Below are 19,391 nucleotides of genomic sequence, written 5' to 3'. Positions count from 1 at the left end.
ACGAACTCCGCTTACTTCTTCTTGGCCGGCGCAGCGCCTTTCGGTGCCAGCTCGTTGGTCATGTCGTCGAGCAGCTTGTTGACGACAGGCACGGCGCTTTCCAGCTTGGCCTGGGTCATCTGGGCCGATTGCTGGGTCAGCTGCGGCATTTTCTCAAGGACTTTCTTGCCCAGCGGCGACTGGTAGAACGCAACGAGGTCTTTCAACTCGGATTCGCTGAAGTTGCTGGTGTAGAGCTTGACCATGTCAGGCTTGAGCTTGTTCCAGCCGATGGCCTGGTCCAGGGCGGCGTTGGCCTTGGCCTGGTAGGTTTCCAGTACGGCTTTCTTCGACTCCGGGGCTTTGGTCTGTTCAAAGCGCTGGGCGAACATTTGCTGCACTTGCATGTACACCGGAGTACCCAGTTTGTCAGCGTGCGCCAGGGTCAGGAAAGCTTCGGCACTGGCGTTGTGGCTGGCGGTATCGGCAAGCACCTGGCCGCTGGCGCAAACCAGTGCAACCGCGGTACAGATGGCACGAAGACGAGTCATCGAGTTTCCTTTTCTAAACAGGCGAGGTCAAACCCCAAGGGCGCCCATTCTGCGCCTAAAAAACGCTGTGGCTCAACCCCCGCCCCTTGCCGCGCTTGATTGACCGGGTTTTACCGGTCAACAATCGCCCCGATGGAACCACCTGGGCCTGACCGGGCCTAAACTGCGCAAACAGACCAACAGGAGTGTGCACGATGAGCCGTATCGAAACCGACAGCCTGGGCCAGATCGAAGTCCCGGACGACGCCTACTGGGGTGCTCAGACGCAACGCTCGCTGATCAACTTCGCCATTGGTCAGGAACGCATGCCGCTGCCGGTCCTGCACGCCCTGGCCCTGATCAAGAAAGCCGCCGCCCGGGTCAACGATCGCAACGGCGACCTGCCCGCCGACATCGCCCGCCTGATCGAACAGGCCGCCGACGAAGTGCTCGACGGCCAGCACGACGACCAGTTCCCGCTGGTGGTCTGGCAGACCGGCAGCGGCACCCAGAGCAACATGAACGTCAACGAAGTGATCGCCGGTCGCGCCAACGAACTGGCCGGCAACCCGCGCGGCGGCAAGACGCCGGTGCACCCGAACGATCACGTCAACCGCTCGCAAAGCTCCAACGACTGTTTCCCCACCGCCATGAGCATCGCCACCGCGCAAGCGGTGCAAGAGCAACTGCTGCCGGCGATTGCCGAGCTGTCCGGCGGCCTGGCTGAACTCGCCGCACGCCACATGAAACTGGTGAAAACCGGCCGTACACACATGATGGACGCCACACCGATCACCTTCGGTCAGGAACTGTCCGGCTTCATCGCGCAACTGGATTACGCCGAACGGGCGATTCGCGCAGCGCTGCCGGCGGTGTGTGAACTGGCGCAGGGCGGCACAGCGGTCGGTACCGGGTTGAATTCGCCACACGGTTTCGGCGAGGCGATTGCCGCAGAGCTCGCCGCGCTGTCCGGCCTGCCCTTCGTCACCGCACCGAACAAGTTCGCGGCACTGGCCGGCCATGAACCGCTGACCAACCTGTCGGGCGCGCTGAAAACCCTCGCCGTCGCGCTGATGAAAATCGCCAACGACCTGCGTCTGCTCGGTTCCGGCCCACGCGCAGGGTTTGCCGAAGTGAAGCTGCCGGCGAACGAGCCGGGCAGCTCGATCATGCCGGGCAAGGTCAATCCGACCCAGTGCGAAGCGCTGTCGATGCTGGCGTGTCAGGTGTTGGGCAATGACGTGACGATCGGCATCGCCGCGAGCCAGGGTCACTTGCAGTTGAATGTGTTCAAACCGGTGATCATCCATAACGTGCTGCAATCGATCCGCTTGCTCGCCGATGGCTGCAGCAACTTCCAGCAGCACTGCATCGCCGGGCTTGAGCCGGATGCCGACGTCATGGCCAGACACCTGGAACGCGGGCTGATGCTGGTGACGGCGCTGAACCCGCACATCGGTTACGACAAGTCGGCGGAAATCGCCAAGAAGGCTTACAGCGAAGGCCTGACCTTGCGTGAGGCGGCGCTGCAACTAGGGTATCTGAGCGATGAACAGTTCGATGCCTGGGTGCGGCCGGAGAACATGATCGAGGCTGGCGCCAAGGGCTGATTTTGTAGCGTTGCTTAATAAGTCATCGCGAGCAGGCTCACTGCTCCAGGGGGGATGCGTTCCCCATGCAGGAGTGAGCCTGCTCGCGATGGCCCTGACGCGGTTAGCCTGCTGCCATCTTCATCCGCCGCGCCTTGAGCCCGGCAATCAACGACGGCCCCAACGCCACCAGCGCCGAGCCCAGCACCACCAGCACCGCCCCGCCATAGCCCAGACCATTGATCTGCTCGGCATGCACATACTCCGGCCACATCCACGCCGCCAGCGCCACCGCACCAAAGGTTACCAACGGCGTGATCGCCAGCGTGGCACTGACCCGCGACGCTTCCCAATGCGCCAGCGCCTCGGCAAATGCGCCATAGGCAATCAGCGTGTTCATGCAGCACGCCAGCAGCAGCCAGCCCTGCAACGGGCTTAGCGCCAGCGCCTCCAGCGGATGCACCCAGGGTGTCAGCAACAGCGCGCAGAACAGGTAGATCACCATCATCACCTGCAACGAATTCCACACCGTCAGCAACTGCTTCTGACCCAGCGCATAGAACGTCCAGACCGTCGAGGCCGACAGCACCAGCAACACGCCGGCGGTGTAGTCCGACAATGAGGTGAGCAATTCAGCCAGACGTTGATTGAAGAACAGCACAAACCCGATCAGCAGCACCGCCAGCCCGATCCCCTGGCCAATGCTGAAACGCTCCTTGAACACAAACAGGCTGGCGATCAGCAACATGATCGGGCCCATCTGCACCACCAGTTGCGCGGTGCCGGGGCTGAGCAGATTCAGGCCCATCAGGTACAGCACGTAATTGCCCACCAACCCGAGCACCGCCATCAGCACCAGCCAACCGCCTCTGGGCCCCAGCACTTTACGGCTCGGCAGACGCTTGACCGAGGCCAGATAAATGAACAGGCAGCCGCCCGAGACCATCAGGCGAAACCAGGTCACCGTGATCGGGTCCATCACCTGCAATACCTGCTTGAGTTTGATCGGCAAAATGCCCCACAAAAACGCCGTCAGCAGCGCCAGGAACAGACCGTAAACCCAGCGACCGGATGAAATGTGCATGCGAACCCCAATGCCTGCTGACAAGAGCGGTCATTCTAGGCCCGCATGCAGGCGCAACACAGGGACAGTTCAGGCCAGGCCGCGAATGAAACTGTGCAGGTCGCAGCATTAAATTGACGGATTGCCGTTGATCGTCTGGCCAGGCGCGCCAAGTGCTTCAGGCATAAGCTCATGGGATGCATTCACTGACTTCATATCAAGGAGGCCGATCATGTACGGTATGCGCGCTCAGGACAGCGCCCCCGCGACGCATTTTCGCAGTGAGCGGTTGTGTCGGGTCAATGGCGAGCTGTTCTTCAGCACTCGGGAAAATACCCTGGAGGGGCCGTTTGCCAGTGCGCAAAAGGCTGAGCTGGAAATAAAGGCGTATATCGCGCGGATGCAGGTTGTGGATTCCAATCGGTCACCGGGTTGATTCAATCGCGAGCAAGCTCACTCCTACAGGGAACATATTCCAAAATGTAGGCGTGAGCCTGCTCGCGATAGCAATCTATCAGCCAACAACTTTCTTCCTGATTCAGCGCACCGCCTCAAACAACCCCGTCGCCCCCATCCCGCCGCCCACACACATGGTGACGATGCCGTAACGCAGATGACGCCGCTGCAACTCGCGCACCAGATGCCCGACCTGCCGCGACCCGGTCATGCCGAACGGGTGGCCGATGGAAATCGAGCCGCCATTGACGTTGTACTTCTCGTTATCAATCTCCAGCCGATCGCGGCTGTACAGGCACTGCGACGCGAACGCCTCGTTCAGCTCCCACAAATCAATGTCCGCCACCTGCAAGCCCTTGGCCTTGAGCAGTTTCGGCACCGAAAACACCGGGCCGATGCCCATCTCGTCAGGCTCACAACCGGCGACGGTGAAGCCGCGGAAAAACGCTTTCGGCTTCAGCCCCAGTTGCAGGGCTTTTTCCAGGCTCATCACCAGCGTCATCGAGGCCCCGTCGGACAGTTGCGAGGAGTTCCCCGCGGTCACCGAACCGTCCTCGGCAAACACCGGCTTGAGCCCCGCCAGACTTTCATAAGTGGTGTCAGGGCGGTTGCAGTCATCGCGCTCGACGAAACCGTCGAGTACCTGCACTTCACCGCTGGTTTTGTCCTCGACCCGATACTTCACGGCCATCGGTACGATTTCGTCATCGAACAACCCCGCAGCCTGCGCCTGTGCCGTGCGAATCTGACTTTGCAGTGAATAGCGATCCTGGTCCTCGCGGCTCACGCCATAACGGCGCGCCACCACTTCGGCCGTCTGGCCCATCGTGTAATAGATACCCGGCGTCTGCTGTTTGAGCAGCGGGTTGATCAGGTGATCAGTGTTGACGCTTTTCAGGGTCAGGCTGATCGACTCGACGCCGCCGGCGACGATGATATCGCTGCAACCCGAGGCAATCTGGTTGGCGGCAATGGCGATCGCCTGCAAACCCGAGGAACAAAAACGATTGAGGGTCATGCCGGCCACGTGGGTGCCCAGGCGCGAGAGCACTGCCACGTTGCGGCCGATGTTGTAGCCCTGCGCACCTTCATTGGAACCGGCGCCGACGATGCAGTCTTCGACGCTGGCCGGGTCGATGTCATTGCGTGTCAACAGCGCGTTGACGCAATGGGCCGCCATGTCATCGGGGCGGGTCTGGTTGAACTTGCCGCGAAAGGACTTGGCCAGGCCGGTCCGCACGCTGTCGACGATCACCACTTCACGCATGGCATACCTCATTGTTGTTGTCGGTTGAGAGTGGACCGAGCATAAGTCCACCTCATCGCCGACCGCGACAATCATTCACCCCGCGTATGCGTGCCCATCGGCTCAGTCCTTGTGCTTTTTCGTGCGCTTGTCGGACTTCTCGAACGCCTCTTCCAGCGCACGGTTGATGGTGCGCAGCACCTTGACCCGTGCCCAGCGTTTGTCATTGGCCTCGACCAGCGTCCACGCCGATATTTCGGTGCTGGTACGGTCGACCATATCGCCCACGGCAGCGCGGTAGGCGTCCCACTTGTCGCGGTTGCGCCAGTCGTCTTCGGTGATCTTGAAGCGCTTGAACGGAATCTGCTCCCGCGCCTGGAAGCGCTCCATTTGCGTGTCCTTGTCGATCGCCAGCCAGAATTTGACGACGATGACCCCGGCGTCGGCAATCTGTTCTTCGAAGTCATTGATCTCGCTGTAGGCGCGCAGCCAGTCGGCCGGGCTGCAAAAGCCCTCGACCCGCTCCACCAGCACCCGGCCATACCAGGAGCGGTCGAACACGGTGAACTTGCCCCGCGCCGGCAGGTGCCGCCAGAACCGCCACAAGTACGGTTGCGCACGTTCCTCTTCAGTCGGCGCGGCGATCGGCACGATGCTGTACTGACGCGGATCGAGCGCCGCCGCCACTCGACGGATCGCCCCGCCCTTGCCCGCCGCATCGTTGCCTTCGAATACCGCCACCAGAGCGTGGCGGCGCATGCGTTTGTCGCGCATCAGCCCGGACAACCGGGCCTGCTCGGTGATCAGTTGTTCTTCGTAGTCTTTCTTTTCCAACTGCTGGCTGAGGTCGAGGCTGTCGAGCAGGTTCAGTTGATCGACCGCCGTACCCAGCGGTGCCGCGTTGACTTCTTCGGTGTGCACCTGCTGACGCTTGAGCGCATTTTGCAGACCTTCGAGCAGAATCTTGCCGACCGCCAGACTGCGGTAATTGGCGTCCATGCCTTCGATGATGTGCCACGGCGCGTAGTCGCGGCTGGTACGGCGCAACACGCGCTCGCCGTATTTGACGAACTTGTCGTAGGTCTGCGATTGCTGCCAGTCCAGCGGGCTGATGCGCCAGCTGTGCAGCGGGTCATCGGCCAGGGCTTTGAGCCGCGCCTTCATCTGCTTCTTCGACAAGTGAAACCAGAACTTGAAGATCAGCGCACCTTCGTCGCAGAGCATCTTTTCCAGACGCTCGGCGGCGTTGATTGCCTGATCCAGGCGCGGATCCTTGAACAGACCGTGAACCCGCCCCTGAAGCATCTGGCTGTACCAGTTGCCGAAGAACACCCCCATCCGCCCCTTCGCCGGGAGCATCCGCCAGTAACGCCAGGCCGGTGGTCGCGCCAGCTCTTCATCGGTCTGCTGATCGAAGGTGCGTACCTCGATCAGACGCGGGTCCATCCACTCGTTGAGCAACTTGACGGTCTCGCCCTTGCCGGCCCCTTCAATGCCGTTGATCAAAATGATCACCGGGAAGCGTTTCTGCTGCTGCAACTCGAACTGCGCTTCCAGCAAAGCTTCACGCAGCGCAGGCACCGCCTCGTCGTACGTTTCTTTGTCGATGGCGTGACCGATTTCAGCGGATTCAAACATGGGACGGCTCCTTCCAGAATGCAGCAAGACTAGCGGATTGGGCACGGCGATGGCGGAGAAATTCCTCCGCCAAGGTGAGTTAAATGAATGAATAACGTTGACGAGGGCGCTTGCTCGCGCTTGGCTGCGCAGCGGTCGCAAGACCTGCAACCACGGGCCTCCAGACACATCGCGTTCACCGGTTTGGGGGCTGCTGTGCACCCCGGCGGGAGCAAGCGCCTTCGCCACAAAAGCCGGTGATGATCCTGCATTCGACCCTGGCCCCCCTTGCCATGGATCAAGCACCCAGCGCCCGATCGGCTAGAATGGCCGCCTTGTGATTGCCGAGCCTGCCATGAAACCCGTATTGCCCCACGCCCAGCTCGACTGGGATGACCAGGGACGCCCGCGTTCGCGGGTGTTCGATGACGTGTATTTTTCCGATCAGTCAGGTCTGGAAGAAACCCGTTATGTATTCCTCGAACAGAACCGTCTGGCCGAACGTTTTGCCGCGTTGCCGGCGCACGGGCGACTGGTGATCGGCGAAACCGGATTCGGCACCGGGCTGAATTTTCTCTGCGCCTGGCAGCTGTTCGAGCAACATGCGGTGGCCGGGGCGCGACTGCATTTCGTCAGCGTCGAAAAGTATCCGCTGCGCCCTGCGGACTTGCAGCGGGCCTTGGCCTTGTGGCCGCAATTGAAGTCGCTGGCCGATCAGTTGCTGACCCATTACGTGGCGATCCATCAGGGTTTTCAGCGGCTCATTCTGGGCAATGGCCGGGTCACGCTGACGCTGTTGATCGGCGATGCGCTGGAGCAATTGCCGCAACTCGATGCGCAGATCGACGCGTGGTTTCTCGACGGCTTCGCCCCGGCGAAAAACCCGGACATGTGGACCGCCGAGCTATTCGTCGAACTGGCCCGCCTGGCCGCACCCGGCTCGACTATCAGCACCTTTACCAGCACCGGTTGGGTGCGGCGCTTGCTCAATGCCGCCGGGTTCAAGATGAAACGCACGCCGGGCATCGGCCACAAGTGGGAAATCCTGCGCGGTGAATTTGTCGGCTGGCCGCAGGACGTTGCGCCACCCACGCCAGACAAACCGTGGTTCGCCCGCCCTGCCCCGCTGACCGGTGAGCGCCGCGCATTGGTGATCGGCGCCGGGCTGGCCGGGTGCGCCAGCGCCGCCAGTCTCGCGGCGCGGGGCTGGCAGGTCAGCCTGCTGGAACGGCATGCCGACGTGGCGCAGGAAGCATCGGGCAATCCACAGGGCGTGCTGTACCTGAAGCTGTCGGCCCACGGCACCGCGTTGTCGCAACTGATCGTCAGCGGGTTCGGCTACACCCGCCGCCTGCTGGAAACCCTGCAACGCGGCTCGGATTGGGACGATTGCGGGGTGCTGCAATTGGCGTTCAATACCAAGGAAGCCGAGCGCCATGCACAACTGGCGGCGGCGTTCCCGGAAGATCTGGTGCACTGGCTCGACCAGCCGCAGGCCGAAATTCAGGCCGGGGTCGGACTGAGCCACGGCGGCTTGTATTACCCCGAAGGCGGCTGGGTGCATCCGCCCGCGCTGTGCCAGGCACAGGCCGCGCAAGCGAACATCGGATTGCTCAAGCATCACGAGGCGCTGGAACTGCGCAAGGTCGAGGGTCAGTGGCAAGCCCTCGCCGGCGACCGTGTGCTCGCCAGCGCACCGGTGGTGGTGTTGGCCGGCGCTGCGGAAATCAAACGCTTTGCACACAGTGCCGAGCTGCCGCTCAAACGCATTCGCGGGCAGATCACGCGCCTGCCGCAAACCACGGAAAGCCAGACGCTACGCACCGTGGTCTGCGCCGAAGGTTATGTCGCCCCGGCACGCCTGGGCGAACACACGCTGGGCGCCAGTTTCGATTTCACCAGCGATGACCTGACACCGACGACCGCCGAACACCTGGGCAATCTGGCGATGCTTGAGGAGATCTCCGGCGATCTGGTGGCGCGTCTGCACATCAATGACCTGCCTGCAGAAACGCTGGAGGGCCGCGCCGCCTTTCGCTGCACCAGCCCCGATTACCTGCCGATTGTCGGTCCGCTGGCCGACCGCGAAGCCTTCGCTCAGGCCTACGCGGCGTTAAGCAAGGATGCGCGACAAGTGCCGGACATTGCCTGCCCGTGGCTCGACGGCTTGTATGTCAACAGCGGCCACGGCTCACGCGGACTGATCACCGCACCGCTGTCCGGCGAACTGCTGGCGGCGTGGCTGGACAACGAGCCGCTGCCCCTGCCCAGAAGCGTCGCCGAAGCCTGCCATCCCAACCGTTTTGCCTTGCGCACGTTGATTCGCGGCAAATGAAAAAGAGCGACTGGCCGCTGGTCAGTCGCCGCCCCTTATAACTCATCGTTCTAAAACTCCCACAACTGCACCGGGTCAGTTTCTGAGTAACGGCCATTTTGGCCTGACTGAGAATCACCCTCCCCAACGGAAAAACCGGTAAGGATTTTATGTGCGGATTAGCTGGCGAGTTACGTTTTGATCAACACCCTGCAGACCTTGCAGCCATTGAGCGAATCACCCATCACCTGGCGCCTCGCGGCCCCGACGCGTGGGGCTTCCATGCTCAAGGGCCGATTGCCCTGGGCCACCGTCGCCTGAAAATCATGGACCTGTCGGACGGCTCGGCGCAGCCGATGATCGACAGTCAACTGGGCTTGTCCCTGGCCTTCAACGGCGCGATCTACAACTTCCCGGAACTGCGCGCCGAACTCGAAGCGCTCGGTTACAAGTTCTATTCCGGTGGCGACACCGAGGTGCTGCTCAAGGGTTACCACGCCTGGGGCGAAGCAATGCTGCCGAAACTCAACGGCATGTTTGCCTTCGCCATCTGGGAGCGCGACGCCCAGCGCCTGTTCATCGCTCGCGACCGTCTCGGCGTGAAGCCGTTGTACCTGTCGCGCACCGGTCAGCGTTTGCGTTTCGCCTCGGCCCTGCCGGCGCTGCTCAAGGGCGGCGACATCAACCCGATCCTTGATCCGGTGGCGCTCAATCACTATCTGAATTTCCACGCGGTGGTCCCCGCCCCGCGCACCTTGCTGGCCGGCATCGAAAAGCTGCCGCCTGCCACGTGGATGCGCGTTGAAGCCGATGGCACCACCGAACAGAAAACCTGGTGGACCCTGCCCTACGGCCCACACGAGGATGAGAAAAACCTGACGCTGGAAGACTGGGTCGACCGCGTGCTCGACAGCACCCGCGAAGCCGTGGCGATCCGCCAACGTGCGGCGGTGGATGTGGGTGTGCTGCTGTCCGGCGGTGTCGATTCGAGCATGCTCGTCGGTCTGCTGCGGGAAGTCGGCGTAGAAAACCTGTCGACCTTTTCCATCGGTTTTCAGGACGCTGGCGGCGAGCGCGGTGACGAGTTCCAGTATTCGGACCTGATCGCCAAACACTACGGCACGCAGCACCATCAGTTGCGCATCGACGAAAAAGAGATCATCGAGCAACTGCCTGCCGCGTTCCGTGCGATGAGCGAGCCGATGGTCAGCCATGACTGCATCGCGTTCTACCTGTTGTCTCGCGAAGTGGCCAAACACTGCAAGGTAGTGCAAAGCGGCCAGGGCGCCGACGAGTTGTTCGCCGGTTATCACTGGTACCCGCAAGTGGACGGTGCGGCGGATCCGTACGCGGCCTATCGCGCGGCATTCTTCGACCGCAGCTACGACGACTACGCTGCCACCGTACAGCCGAAATGGCTGACGGCCAATGACGCTGCCGGCGACTTCGTGAAGGAACATTTCGCCCAACCGGGCGCCGATGCCGCCGTGGACAAAGCCCTGCGCCTGGACAGCACGGTGATGCTGGTGGATGACCCGGTCAAACGTGTCGACAACATGACCATGGCCTGGGGCCTGGAAGCTCGCACGCCGTTTCTCGACTATCGCCTGGTCGAACTGTCGGCTCGTGTGCCTGGTCGCTTCAAGCTGCCTGACGGCGGCAAACAGGTGCTCAAAGAGGCGGCGCGACGGGTCATTCCGAGTGAAGTGATTGATCGCAAAAAAGGCTACTTCCCGGTGCCCGGCCTCAAGCATTTGCAAGGCGACACGCTGAACTGGGTGCGCGAACTGCTGCTCGATCCGAGTCAGGATCGCGGCCTGTTCAACCCGGCGATGCTCGACAAACTGCTGACCGATCCGCAAGGCCAACTGACCCCGTTACGCGGCTCGAAACTGTGGCAACTGGCGGCCTTGAACCTGTGGCTCAGTGAACAAGGAATCTGATTGATGAAACCCCACGCCACGGCTATCAGCCAACGCCTGCTGCGCGGTCAGACCCCGTCGTATGAACGCTTGCAGGCGCGTCTGGCCGAAGACGGCAGCGAACTCGGCGCCGACCCTATCGCCGTGCATTGCGGTTGGGGCCGGCTGCTGATCGGCCACACCTTTCCTGACCCGGCGACGCTGGCGCAGGAATTGCTCAACGAGCAACCCGGCGAGCGCGACATCGCGCTGTACGTCGCCGCGCCGCAGCAGATTCTCGGTCTTGAACCGACCCAATTGTTTCTCGATCCGTCCGACACCTTGCGCGTTTGGTTCAGCGATTATCGTCAGGCGACGCGGGTGTTTCGCGGCTTCCGCATTCGTCGCGCGCAGAGCGAGGCGGACTGGCAGGCGATCAATGTGCTGTATCAGGCGCGCGGCATGTTGCCGATCGACGCCACGCGGCTCACCCCGCATCATCAGGGCGGCCCGGTGTACTGGATCGCTGAAGATGAAGACAGCGGCGCGGTGATCGGCAGCGTCATGGGCCTGAATCATCACAAAGCGTTCAACGACCCGGAGCACGGCAGCAGCCTGTGGTGCCTGGCGGTCGATCCGCAATGCTCGCGGCCCGGTGTCGGTGAAGTGCTGGTCCGTCATCTGATCGAGCACTTCATGAGTCGCGGCTTGAGCTATCTCGACCTGTCGGTGTTGCACGACAACCGTCAGGCGAAGAATCTCTACGCCAAGCTCGGTTTTCGCAACCTGTCGACGTTTGCCATCAAGCGCAAGAACGGCATCAACCAGCCGTTGTTCCTCGGCCCGGGACCGGAGGCGCAGTTCAATCCCTATGCGCGGATCATCGTCGAAGAAGCCCATCGACGCGGCATCGACGTTCAGGTCGATGACGCCGACGCCGGGCTGTTCACCCTCAGCCATGGCGGGCGCCGGGTGCGCTGCCGAGAATCGTTGAGCGACCTGACCAGCGCGATCAGCATGAGCCTGTGCCAGGACAAAAGCCTGACCCACAAGGTGCTGAAAGCCGCCGGCCTCAACCTGCCGTCGCAACAGTTGGCCGGCAATGCCGACGACAACCTGGCGTTTCTCGACGAGCATCAGCGGGTGGTGGTCAAGCCGCTCGACGGTGAACAGGGCCAGGGCGTGGCGGTGGATTTGCAGAGCATCGAAGAGGTGCAGCGTGCCATCGAAACCGCAAAACAATTCGATAGCCGGGTGCTGCTGGAAAGCTTCCACGAAGGCCTCGATCTGCGGATTCTGGTGATTGGCTTTGACGTCGTGGCGGCGGCGATTCGCAAGCCTGCGGAAGTGGTCGGTGACGGGCACCATTCGATTGGTGCGTTGATCGAAGCGCAGAGCCGGCGCCGTCAGGCGGCGACCGGTGGCGAGAGCAAGATCCCGCTGGATCACGAAACCCAACGCACCCTGCACGCGGCCGGTTATGACTACAGCAGCATCCTGCCGGCCGGTGAGCATCTGTTCGTGCGGCGCACCGCCAATCTGCATACCGGCGGCACACTGGAAGATGTCACGGCGATCCTGCACCCGACCCTCGTCGATGCCGCCGTGCGCGCAGCACGGGCGCTGGACATTCCGATGGTTGGCCTCGATTTGATGGTGCCGGCGGCGGATCAACCGGAGTACGTGTTTATCGAAGCCAACGAACGGGCCGGGCTGGCCAACCATGAACCGCAGCCGACGGCGGAGCGGTTTGTCGATCTGCTGTTTCCGCACAGTCAGCCGGCTGTTTCTTGATCATGCAGCGCGTCCACTGACGCCTTCGCGAGCAAGCTCGCTCCCACAGGGGAACGCATTCCAAATGTGGGAGCGAGCTTGCTCGCGAAGGGGCCGCAACAGACACCACAAATTTTCCCTCATCGAAACCATCGATGCGCCTCAACTCATCAGGAGTTTCCATGACCACACAAATCCCTGAACCGGATCTGAACTACCTGCAAAAAGTCCTGCTGGAAATGCTCGCCATTCCCAGCCCCACCGGGTTCACCGACACCATCGTGCGTTACGTCGCCGAGCGTCTGGAAGAACTTGGCATTCCCTTCGAGATGACCCGTCGCGGCACGATCCGCGCCACCCTCAAGGGCAAGAAAAACAGCCCCGACCGTGCGGTCTCGGCGCACCTCGACACCATCGGTGCGGCCGTGCGCGCCGTGAAAGACAACGGGCGTTTGACCCTGGCCCCGGTCGGCTGCTGGTCCAGTCGGTTTGCCGAGGGCAGCCGCGTCAGCCTGTTCACCGACAATGGCGTGATTCGCGGCAGCGTGCTGCCGTTGATGGCGTCCGGGCACGCGTTCAACACCGCCGTGGACGAAATGCCGATCAGTTGGGATCACGTCGAGCTGCGTCTGGATGCCTACTGCGCAACCAAGGCCGATTGCGATTCGCTGGGCATCAGTGTCGGTGACGTGGTGGCGTTCGATCCGTTGCCGGAGTTCACCGAAAGCGGTCACATCAGCGCCCGTCACCTGGATGACAAGGCCGGGGTTGCAGCGCTGCTCGCCTCGCTCAAGGCGATCGTCGACAGCGGTCAGGAATTGATGATCGACTGCCACCCGCTGTTCACCATCACCGAGGAAACCGGCAGCGGAGCGGCGGCAGCATTGCCGTGGGACGTCAGTGAATTCGTCGGTATCGACATCGCGCCGGTCGCCCCCGGCCAGCATTCCAGCGAACACGCGGTGAGCGTGGCGATGCAGGATTCCGGCGGGCCTTACGACTATCACCTGTCACGGCATTTGCTGCGCCTGGCCAGTGAAAACGAGTTGCCGGTGCGCCGCGACCTGTTTCGCTATTACTTCAGCGATGCCCACTCGGCGGTGACCGCCGGCCACGACATCCGCACCGCCCTGCTCGCCTTTGGCTGCGACGCCACCCACGGTTACGAGCGCACGCACATCGACAGCCTGGCGGCGCTCAGTCGCTTGCTCGGGGCCTATATTCTGAGTCCGCCAGTGTTTGCCAGCGACGCGGCGCCGGCCAATGCGTCGCTCGACCGGTTCAGTCATCAGATCGAGCACGACACACAGATGGAAAGTGATACGCGGGTGCCGTCGGTGGACAGTCTGGTGGGGCAGCGTTCCGACAGTTGATTCGGTTAGTGTAGCGGCTGGACTGCCCGCATCGCCGGCACGCCAACTCCCACAGGGTTTGTGCGGTTCACAGGCCCTGTGGTCCAACCAAAAACTGTAGGGGCTGGCTTGCCAGTGATGAGGCCGGTACACCCCACACAAAACTGGCAGGCAACCGACAATCGCCGTAGCATCCTGACCTTGATTGAACCGAGGTGCCCATGCTGATTCCCCACGACCAACTTGAAGTCGACACCCTCACCCGCCTGATCGAGGACTTCGTCACCCGCGACGGCACCGACAACGGCGATGACACGCCGCTGGAAACCCGTGTCCTGCGCGTACGCCAGGCCCTGACCAAAGGCCAGGCGCTGATCGTCTTCGACCCGGAAAGCGAGCAATGCCAATTGATGCTCAAGCACGACGTGCCCAAGCACCTGTTCGACTGAGCCCGTCAGCGGGCCTTTTCAGAGGCCTGCTTGCGCTGGATCCGTTCGTAGACTTCGGCGCGATGCACGTTGACTTTCTGGGGCGCCTCGACGCCGAAACGCACACTGGAACCGTTCACTGACAGAACGCGCAGGGAAATGTCGTCGCCGATTGAAATCAATTCACCGACGACGCGGCTGAGTACAAGCATGGGATTCGTCCTTCCGGGTTAACGAACCCTGAAGATGCGCGGCTTGCCGGTGCGACACAATGCGCGGCCGGCAAATCAGTCTTGCCTTACACCCACCCCGCCGACAGGCCGTCAGACGTTTCGTACAAAACCGTCAATTCAAGCAACTGAGAAGCGCGGACCGAACAGAATCACGCTGGCGCCGATTACACACAACGCCACGCCGATCCAGTCCGAGCTCAACGGGCGAACGCGCTCGACCACGGCCAGCCAGCCAATCGACGCGACAATGTAAATCCCGCCATACGCGGCATAGGCGCGACCGGCGTAGGCCGCTTCAACGCGGGTCAGCAACAGGGCGAACAGGGTCAGGCTGAGTAACGCAGGAATCACCCACAGGGCACTTTTGCCCTGACGCAGCCACATGAAGAAAGCGAAACAACCGGCGATTTCAAACAGCGCCGCAAGGAAAAACCACAAGTAATTGAGCATCGAAGCGTCTCGTCAGGGTGACCATTGCGGCCACCCTAACCACGCGACACCCGCCGGGCAAGCTCAGCCGTTGTTCTGTTTGGCCTTGGCGCGCATTTTTTCCGCCATCGCGGTCATTTCGTTGTAGAGCAGTTGCGGGTTATTCTGCTTGATGGCCCAGGCCATGCGGCCCTGCTCATGGGGCAGGATCATGAACTCGCCGGCGGCGACTTGCTGATAGATGTAGTCGGCGATGTCTGCTGCGCTGATCGGCGAACTTTCCAGCAACTTGCCGACCTGCGCTTTCATTGCCGGGGTCGGCCCACGGAACGAATCGAGCAAGTTGGTCTGGAAGAATGACGGGCACACCACATGCACGCCGACTTCCTGTTGCGCCAGTTCGATCAGCAGGCTTTCCGACAGCGCTACGACACCGGCCTTGGCGACGTTGTAGTTGCTCATGGCCGGGCCTTGCATCAATGCCGCCATGGACGCGATGTTGATGATCTTGCCTTTGCTTTGCTCCAGCAGCGGCAGGAATGCCTTGCAGCCCTTGACCACGCCCATCAGGTTGATCGCGATCTGCCAGTCCCAGTCTTCCAGCGACAACTCACTGAAGAACCCGCCCGATGCCACGCCGGCGTTGTTGACGATGATGTCGATGCCGCCAAGCTTCTCTTCGCAGGCCTGGGCGAACGCCGTGAGCTGACTGTAATCACGCACATCGCAGCGCTGGATAAAACCGTCGCCACCGGCTTCGCGCACCATTTTCAGGGTTTCCTGCAGACCGGGCTCGCTGACGTCGGACAAGGCCAGTTGCCAGCCTTCACGCGCCCAGCGCAGCGCGATTTCCCGACCTAAACCCGAGCCCGCGCCAGTGATCATCATGCGATTTTGCATAGCAGACAGCCTTGTTGTTCCGGGGAAGATGCGCGGAGTGTAGCGAAGGATCCTTAGCCCTCCACGCTCCATCAGACTGCTGAATACAGGATCAAAAGATCGCAGCCTTCGGCAGCGCCTACAAGATTCGTGCAGGCGCTGCCGAGAGGAACCAGGCCGCGATTTTTTTGTTTCAAAGGAAATAAGCGAGCGATCCAAATACATTAAAAAAACATTGAATTTTTTTTCATGCACAACAGTCGGAATTTATAAGCCGTCTGGATTTAGTTAATTACCAGCCGCCCCTGAACATCAAGACTTCTCGAATACTATCAACAAGGAAAATCGACATGGGCACAATTCTTATCATTATCCTGATCCTGTTGCTGATCGGTGGTCTGCCGGTCTTCCCGCACTCCAGAAGTTGGGGTTATGGCCCGTCGGGCATTATTGGCGTGGTACTGGTAGTGCTGCTGGTCTTGCTGTTACTCGGCAGGATATAAAACGCAGGACAAAAAAAGAGGCCCTCAGGGGCCTCTTTTTTATGCAGCGTTTTTTATCAGTCCGGCTTGCCGTTTATCACGCCGGCGGTATTGTCCATCAGGCTCTTGGTCGCCGTTTGCAGGAACGATTCGAGCTTGAGTTTCAATTCAGCGGTACGCGGTGCATCCTGCACGACCTCGGCATGCGGATTGGCGCCCAACTGGTACTGCCAGATCTTCGGTGCCATTTCTTTATCCTTTGGCAGCACGAGAATCTGGTCAGCGGTGACGATGGCAGTGGTCTGCTCGCTGCCCGACGGCTTGATCACACCAAAGCCGGTATCGCCTTCCGGCAGGTTGAGCAGGTCACGGCCCCAGCACTGATGACGTACTTCGCCACCCAGACGGCCCATGATGGTCGGCACGATGTCGATTTGCGTGCCCACGGTGTGGTCACGGGTACCGAACTTTTCCTGGATGCCCGGCGCAATCATCAGCATCGGTACGTTGAAGCGGCCCAGGTCCATTTCGGTGATCTGACGCTCGTTGCCGAAACCGTGGTCGCCGACGATGACAAACAGGGTTTCCTTGAAGTACGGCTCTTTACGCGCCTTCTCGAAGAACTGACCCAACGCCCAGTCGGCATAACGCATGGCGGTCAAGTGCTCGTTGAGGCTGCCACGATCGGTCACGGGCTCGACCGGCAAGGGTGTCGGCAAAGCGTATGGCGTGTGGTTGGACAGGGTTTGCAGCAGCGCATAGAACGGCTTGCCGTTTTCCCGCGCCTTCAGTTCGATCAGACCGCGGTCGAACATGTCCTGGTCGGACACGCCCCAGGTCGGGTCGGAGAACACCGGGTTGACGAAGTCGTTACGACCCACGAAGTTGGTCATGCCCTGGTTGCTGAAGAAGCCCGACTGGTTGTCCCAGGCGAAGTCACCGTTGTAGACGTAGACGTCGTCATACTTGCGCGCGCTGAGCAGTTGCGGCAGGCCGGAGAGCTTGTGGCTGCCTTCCGGGGTCTGCATCAGGTATTCGAAACCCGGCAGGTTCGGGAAACATGCCATGGTCGCGAACATGCCCTGGTGGGTGTGCGTGCCGTTGGAGAAGAAGCGGTCGAACAGCAGGCCTTCCTTCGACAGTTTGTCGAGGTACGGGGTGATGTTGCCCGGCGCGCCCAAAGCACCCACCGAGTGACCGGCCATGCTTTCCATCAGGATCACAACGACGTTCTTGATCGGCAAGGTCTTGTCGGCGGGCGGCGTGTATTCACGGCGCACGGCGGCGATGTCGGCATCGACCAGTTTGTCGTCGGGCATCAGCAACATGTCGCGCACGACTTTCTGCGCCTTTTCCTGTGGCAGGGTGGCTTTCCAGATGTTGTTGCGATCTTCGCCCATGCGGTCCTTGGCGGCAGCGATCAGCGACAGCGTACCGTTGAGACCCAGTTGGTTGGCGAAGTTCGACTCGGTGGTGTACACGTCACCCCAGCGCAGCGGCGGGCCCTGACGCAGGGTGCCACGAGCAGCGGTGACGCAGATCAGCAGGCAGACCACGAACACCGCCAGGCGGGTGTACCACGGCGCCACCTGACGGGTACCGACGTTGCCGCCACTGAAGGGGCCGCGTGGACGGGTCGCACGGTCGGCGCCTTTGAACGCCAGGGTCAGGATGACGGTGCCGATCGCCCACGCCAGCAGGTAACGCACCACCGGGAAACCGTACCAGAGCATGCTCATAACGGTTTTCGGGTCTTCTTTCACGTACTGGAAGACCAGGCCGTTGAGGCGCTGGTGGAATTCGCGATAGAAATCCATCTCCATCAGGCCGAGGAACAGCGCGATGCTCGAAGCGATCGTCAGCCACAGACGGAAGAAACCACGCACGGCCATGGCGCGGGCACTGAACAGCGCCAGCACCAGCGGAATGCAAATGTACACCACCAGGCGCAGGTCGAAACGCAGGCCGTTGGCGAACGCTTCAATGAAGGTCGAAGCCGGGGTGTCGAGGATCATCTCGCGGTTGTAGACCAGCAGCGCGAGGCGCAGCACGGAAAACATCACCATCATGACCAGTGCACAAAGCAGCGTGTAGGCCAGATGCGATTTGACGGTCGGTTGCAGCAGGCGAGCAGAAGATCGCTGCTGATTCAGGGCGTCCGGGTTTGCCATGTCGTTTTAGGACCCATTGGAAGTTAAAGTTGCAAAAATACAGCGGCGCCATGCCCTCTATTGGCCATTCCAGACCCCGGGGCTTGCGCGGTGCGCAAATGTTGCACGATCACCCGCACCATTACCATTGATTACTGCCTCGGTGCCGGACACTTTCATTTAATGCCACGGCAGCGCGGCCGCGTGCCAACGGCGCGGGCGAATTGTCTTGAACACGTTGTGAAAATTTCGTTCAACGCATATCTGGAAACACAATATAGCGACAAAACAAAAACGCCCCGACTTGATCGGGGCGTTTTGCTCAACCGGCGGCGATTATTTCTCGGCGCGTTCTTTCAACGCTTTAAGCGTGTTGAACGGCGCATCGACGACAAACTTGTTGGCCACCATCGCCGGCACACTGCCACCCGGCTCGGTGTGGACTTGATAGGTCACTTCGACCTGATCGCCCTTGGGCACGAACTTCCAGAAACCCTTGACCTGGGCAACGCGCACGAAGCCTTTCTCTTCCGGCACGTACTTCGGCACGCCTTCAAGGTTGCGGGTCAGGCTGCCATCGGCGCCTTCGACGGTGGTGATGTGCAGCACCGAATCGCGCGGAGTGACTGGCCATGGCGTGTTGAACTGGGTGTAGGTCCAGCTCTGATCGCCTTCGTGCTTGAGCAGTTTCTGGGTCTTGCATTCGTGAATCCAGGCACAGGCGCCGGAAACGTCTTCCTGCAGTGCGCGCAGTTTAGCGATGGTGGTCTTCATCAAGACCACGCCCTGATAGGACTTGTAGTCCGAACCCGGCACTTCGCTCAGGGAAACCTTGATGCCGTCTTCGTTCTTGGCGACCTTCCAGTCTTCAGCCTGAACCGCCGAAGTAGCCAGCACGGCAGTCAAACCACACAACACAGCGATACGATGCAGCGAACCCATAGTCTTATTCCTTATTGTTGAAGTTCCG

The 19,391-nt window shown here is 61.1% G+C and carries 17 protein-coding genes; 8 read left to right on the top strand and 9 right to left on the bottom strand.

The genetic code is table 11. From position 1 onward, the window contains the following. Nucleotides 1–11 precede the first annotated feature (11 nt). The gene (locus K5Y35_RS15875) at nucleotides 12–530 is read right to left on the bottom strand and encodes a DUF2059 domain-containing protein (RefSeq protein ID WP_003226938.1); all 519 of its coding nucleotides are present in this window, start codon (nucleotides 528–530) and stop codon (nucleotides 12–14) included. A 194-nt stretch (nucleotides 531–724) separates the two neighbouring features. Between K5Y35_RS15875 and K5Y35_RS15870 the strand changes: the two genes are divergently transcribed. Further along, the gene (locus K5Y35_RS15870; RefSeq protein WP_123466690.1) at nucleotides 725–2,119 is read left to right on the top strand and encodes a class II fumarate hydratase; all 1,395 of its coding nucleotides are present in this window, start codon (nucleotides 725–727) and stop codon (nucleotides 2,117–2,119) included. A gap of 103 nt (nucleotides 2,120–2,222) precedes the next feature. Here K5Y35_RS15870 and K5Y35_RS15865 read toward each other — a convergent pair whose 3' ends face one another. Then, nucleotides 2,223–3,182: a DMT family transporter gene (locus K5Y35_RS15865; RefSeq protein ID WP_222832319.1), complete on the bottom strand. Its 960-nt coding sequence runs from the start codon at nucleotides 3,180–3,182 to the stop codon at nucleotides 2,223–2,225. Nucleotides 3,183–3,393: 211 nt separating this feature from the next. Between K5Y35_RS15865 and K5Y35_RS15860 the strand changes: the two genes are divergently transcribed. Next, complete coding sequence (locus tag K5Y35_RS15860; protein WP_128614547.1) at nucleotides 3,394–3,597, top strand: DUF6316 family protein; 204 nt, start codon at nucleotides 3,394–3,396, stop codon at nucleotides 3,595–3,597. Nucleotides 3,598–3,699: 102 nt separating this feature from the next. Here K5Y35_RS15860 and K5Y35_RS15855 read toward each other — a convergent pair whose 3' ends face one another. Both K5Y35_RS15855 and pap read right to left on the bottom strand, forming a co-directional pair. Beyond that, nucleotides 3,700–4,884 carry a thiolase family protein gene (locus K5Y35_RS15855; RefSeq protein WP_222832318.1) on the bottom strand — a complete coding sequence of 395 codons (1,185 nt, stop codon included), beginning with the start codon at nucleotides 4,882–4,884 and terminating at the stop codon, nucleotides 3,700–3,702. Nucleotides 4,885–4,986: 102 nt separating this feature from the next. Beyond that, nucleotides 4,987–6,501 (bottom strand): polyphosphate:AMP phosphotransferase, encoded by a 1,515-nt coding sequence (gene pap, locus K5Y35_RS15850; protein ID WP_222832317.1) that lies wholly within the window; start codon nucleotides 6,499–6,501, stop codon nucleotides 4,987–4,989. A 334-nt stretch (nucleotides 6,502–6,835) separates the two neighbouring features. Between pap and mnmC the strand changes: the two genes are divergently transcribed. The 5 genes from mnmC to K5Y35_RS15825 all read left to right on the top strand — a co-directional run bounded on the left by mnmC (nucleotide 6,836) and on the right by K5Y35_RS15825 (nucleotide 14,269). Continuing rightward, nucleotides 6,836–8,815 carry a bifunctional tRNA (5-methylaminomethyl-2-thiouridine)(34)-methyltransferase MnmD/FAD-dependent 5-carboxymethylaminomethyl-2-thiouridine(34) oxidoreductase MnmC gene (mnmC, locus tag K5Y35_RS15845; RefSeq protein ID WP_222832316.1) on the top strand — a complete coding sequence of 660 codons (1,980 nt, stop codon included), beginning with the start codon at nucleotides 6,836–6,838 and terminating at the stop codon, nucleotides 8,813–8,815. Nucleotides 8,816–8,964: 149 nt separating this feature from the next. Beyond that, nucleotides 8,965–10,737, top strand: coding sequence for an N-acetylglutaminylglutamine amidotransferase (locus K5Y35_RS15840; RefSeq protein WP_222832315.1), 1,773 nt, complete (start codon nucleotides 8,965–8,967; stop codon nucleotides 10,735–10,737). Nucleotides 10,738–10,740: 3 nt separating this feature from the next. Then, nucleotides 10,741–12,489 (top strand): N-acetylglutaminylglutamine synthetase, encoded by a 1,749-nt coding sequence (ngg, locus tag K5Y35_RS15835; protein ID WP_222832314.1) that lies wholly within the window; start codon nucleotides 10,741–10,743, stop codon nucleotides 12,487–12,489. A gap of 161 nt (nucleotides 12,490–12,650) precedes the next feature. After that, nucleotides 12,651–13,841, top strand: coding sequence for an osmoprotectant NAGGN system M42 family peptidase (locus tag K5Y35_RS15830; protein ID WP_105705262.1), 1,191 nt, complete (start codon nucleotides 12,651–12,653; stop codon nucleotides 13,839–13,841). A gap of 200 nt (nucleotides 13,842–14,041) precedes the next feature. Beyond that, complete coding sequence (locus K5Y35_RS15825) at nucleotides 14,042–14,269, top strand: YheU family protein (RefSeq protein WP_003199186.1); 228 nt, start codon at nucleotides 14,042–14,044, stop codon at nucleotides 14,267–14,269. 5 nt (nucleotides 14,270–14,274) lie between these two features. On the opposite strand, the gene csrA is transcribed toward K5Y35_RS15825, so the two are convergent. The 3 genes from csrA to K5Y35_RS15810 all read right to left on the bottom strand — a co-directional run bounded on the left by csrA (nucleotide 14,275) and on the right by K5Y35_RS15810 (nucleotide 15,810). Then, a complete protein-coding gene (csrA, locus tag K5Y35_RS15820; RefSeq protein WP_123466706.1) occupies nucleotides 14,275–14,460 on the bottom strand; it encodes a carbon storage regulator CsrA in 186 nt (61 codons plus the stop codon). Between the two features lie 138 nt (nucleotides 14,461–14,598). After that, a complete protein-coding gene (locus K5Y35_RS15815) occupies nucleotides 14,599–14,931 on the bottom strand; it encodes a YnfA family protein (protein WP_123466708.1) in 333 nt (110 codons plus the stop codon). Nucleotides 14,932–14,994: 63 nt separating this feature from the next. After that, entirely contained in the window at nucleotides 14,995–15,810 is an 816-nt protein-coding gene (locus tag K5Y35_RS15810; RefSeq protein ID WP_222832313.1) for an SDR family oxidoreductase, read from the bottom strand. 323 nt (nucleotides 15,811–16,133) lie between these two features. Between K5Y35_RS15810 and K5Y35_RS15805 the strand changes: the two genes are divergently transcribed. Continuing rightward, on the top strand, nucleotides 16,134–16,292 hold the full coding sequence (locus tag K5Y35_RS15805; protein WP_169432680.1) for a DUF3309 family protein: 159 nt from the start codon (nucleotides 16,134–16,136) through the stop codon (nucleotides 16,290–16,292). A gap of 56 nt (nucleotides 16,293–16,348) precedes the next feature. On the opposite strand, the gene K5Y35_RS15800 is transcribed toward K5Y35_RS15805, so the two are convergent. Both K5Y35_RS15800 and K5Y35_RS15795 read right to left on the bottom strand, forming a co-directional pair. After that, nucleotides 16,349–18,442 carry an LTA synthase family protein gene (locus K5Y35_RS15800; protein WP_222832312.1) on the bottom strand — a complete coding sequence of 698 codons (2,094 nt, stop codon included), beginning with the start codon at nucleotides 18,440–18,442 and terminating at the stop codon, nucleotides 16,349–16,351. Nucleotides 18,443–18,757: 315 nt separating this feature from the next. Further along, nucleotides 18,758–19,363 (bottom strand): START domain-containing protein, encoded by a 606-nt coding sequence (locus tag K5Y35_RS15795; RefSeq protein WP_123466714.1) that lies wholly within the window; start codon nucleotides 19,361–19,363, stop codon nucleotides 18,758–18,760. Nucleotides 19,364–19,391: the final 28 nt, after the last annotated feature.

Origin of the sequence: Pseudomonas sp. SC3(2021) (assembly GCF_019856535.1) — a bacterium.
GTDB lineage: Bacteria > Pseudomonadota > Gammaproteobacteria > Pseudomonadales > Pseudomonadaceae > Aquipseudomonas > Aquipseudomonas monsensis.
This window is presented reverse-complemented; position numbering and strand designations above follow the sequence as displayed.

Coding starts and splice junctions, on each gene's coding strand:
- K5Y35_RS15875 (WP_003226938.1), bottom strand. CDS start 530: ATGACTCGTCTTCGTGCCATCTGTACCGCGGTTGCACTGGTTTGCGCC.
- K5Y35_RS15870 (WP_123466690.1), top strand. CDS start 725: ATGAGCCGTATCGAAACCGACAGCCTGGGCCAGATCGAAGTCCCGGAC.
- K5Y35_RS15865 (WP_222832319.1), bottom strand. CDS start 3,182: ATGCACATTTCATCCGGTCGCTGGGTTTACGGTCTGTTCCTGGCGCTG.
- K5Y35_RS15860 (WP_128614547.1), top strand. CDS start 3,394: ATGTACGGTATGCGCGCTCAGGACAGCGCCCCCGCGACGCATTTTCGC.
- K5Y35_RS15855 (WP_222832318.1), bottom strand. CDS start 4,884: ATGCGTGAAGTGGTGATCGTCGACAGCGTGCGGACCGGCCTGGCCAAG.
- pap (WP_222832317.1), bottom strand. CDS start 6,501: ATGTTTGAATCCGCTGAAATCGGTCACGCCATCGACAAAGAAACGTAC.
- mnmC (WP_222832316.1), top strand. CDS start 6,836: ATGAAACCCGTATTGCCCCACGCCCAGCTCGACTGGGATGACCAGGGA.
- K5Y35_RS15840 (WP_222832315.1), top strand. CDS start 8,965: ATGTGCGGATTAGCTGGCGAGTTACGTTTTGATCAACACCCTGCAGAC.
- ngg (WP_222832314.1), top strand. CDS start 10,741: ATGAAACCCCACGCCACGGCTATCAGCCAACGCCTGCTGCGCGGTCAG.
- K5Y35_RS15830 (WP_105705262.1), top strand. CDS start 12,651: ATGACCACACAAATCCCTGAACCGGATCTGAACTACCTGCAAAAAGTC.
- K5Y35_RS15825 (WP_003199186.1), top strand. CDS start 14,042: ATGCTGATTCCCCACGACCAACTTGAAGTCGACACCCTCACCCGCCTG.
- csrA (WP_123466706.1), bottom strand. CDS start 14,460: ATGCTTGTACTCAGCCGCGTCGTCGGTGAATTGATTTCAATCGGCGAC.
- K5Y35_RS15815 (WP_123466708.1), bottom strand. CDS start 14,931: ATGCTCAATTACTTGTGGTTTTTCCTTGCGGCGCTGTTTGAAATCGCC.
- K5Y35_RS15810 (WP_222832313.1), bottom strand. CDS start 15,810: ATGCAAAATCGCATGATGATCACTGGCGCGGGCTCGGGTTTAGGTCGG.
- K5Y35_RS15800 (WP_222832312.1), bottom strand. CDS start 18,442: ATGGCAAACCCGGACGCCCTGAATCAGCAGCGATCTTCTGCTCGCCTG.
- K5Y35_RS15795 (WP_123466714.1), bottom strand. CDS start 19,363: ATGGGTTCGCTGCATCGTATCGCTGTGTTGTGTGGTTTGACTGCCGTG.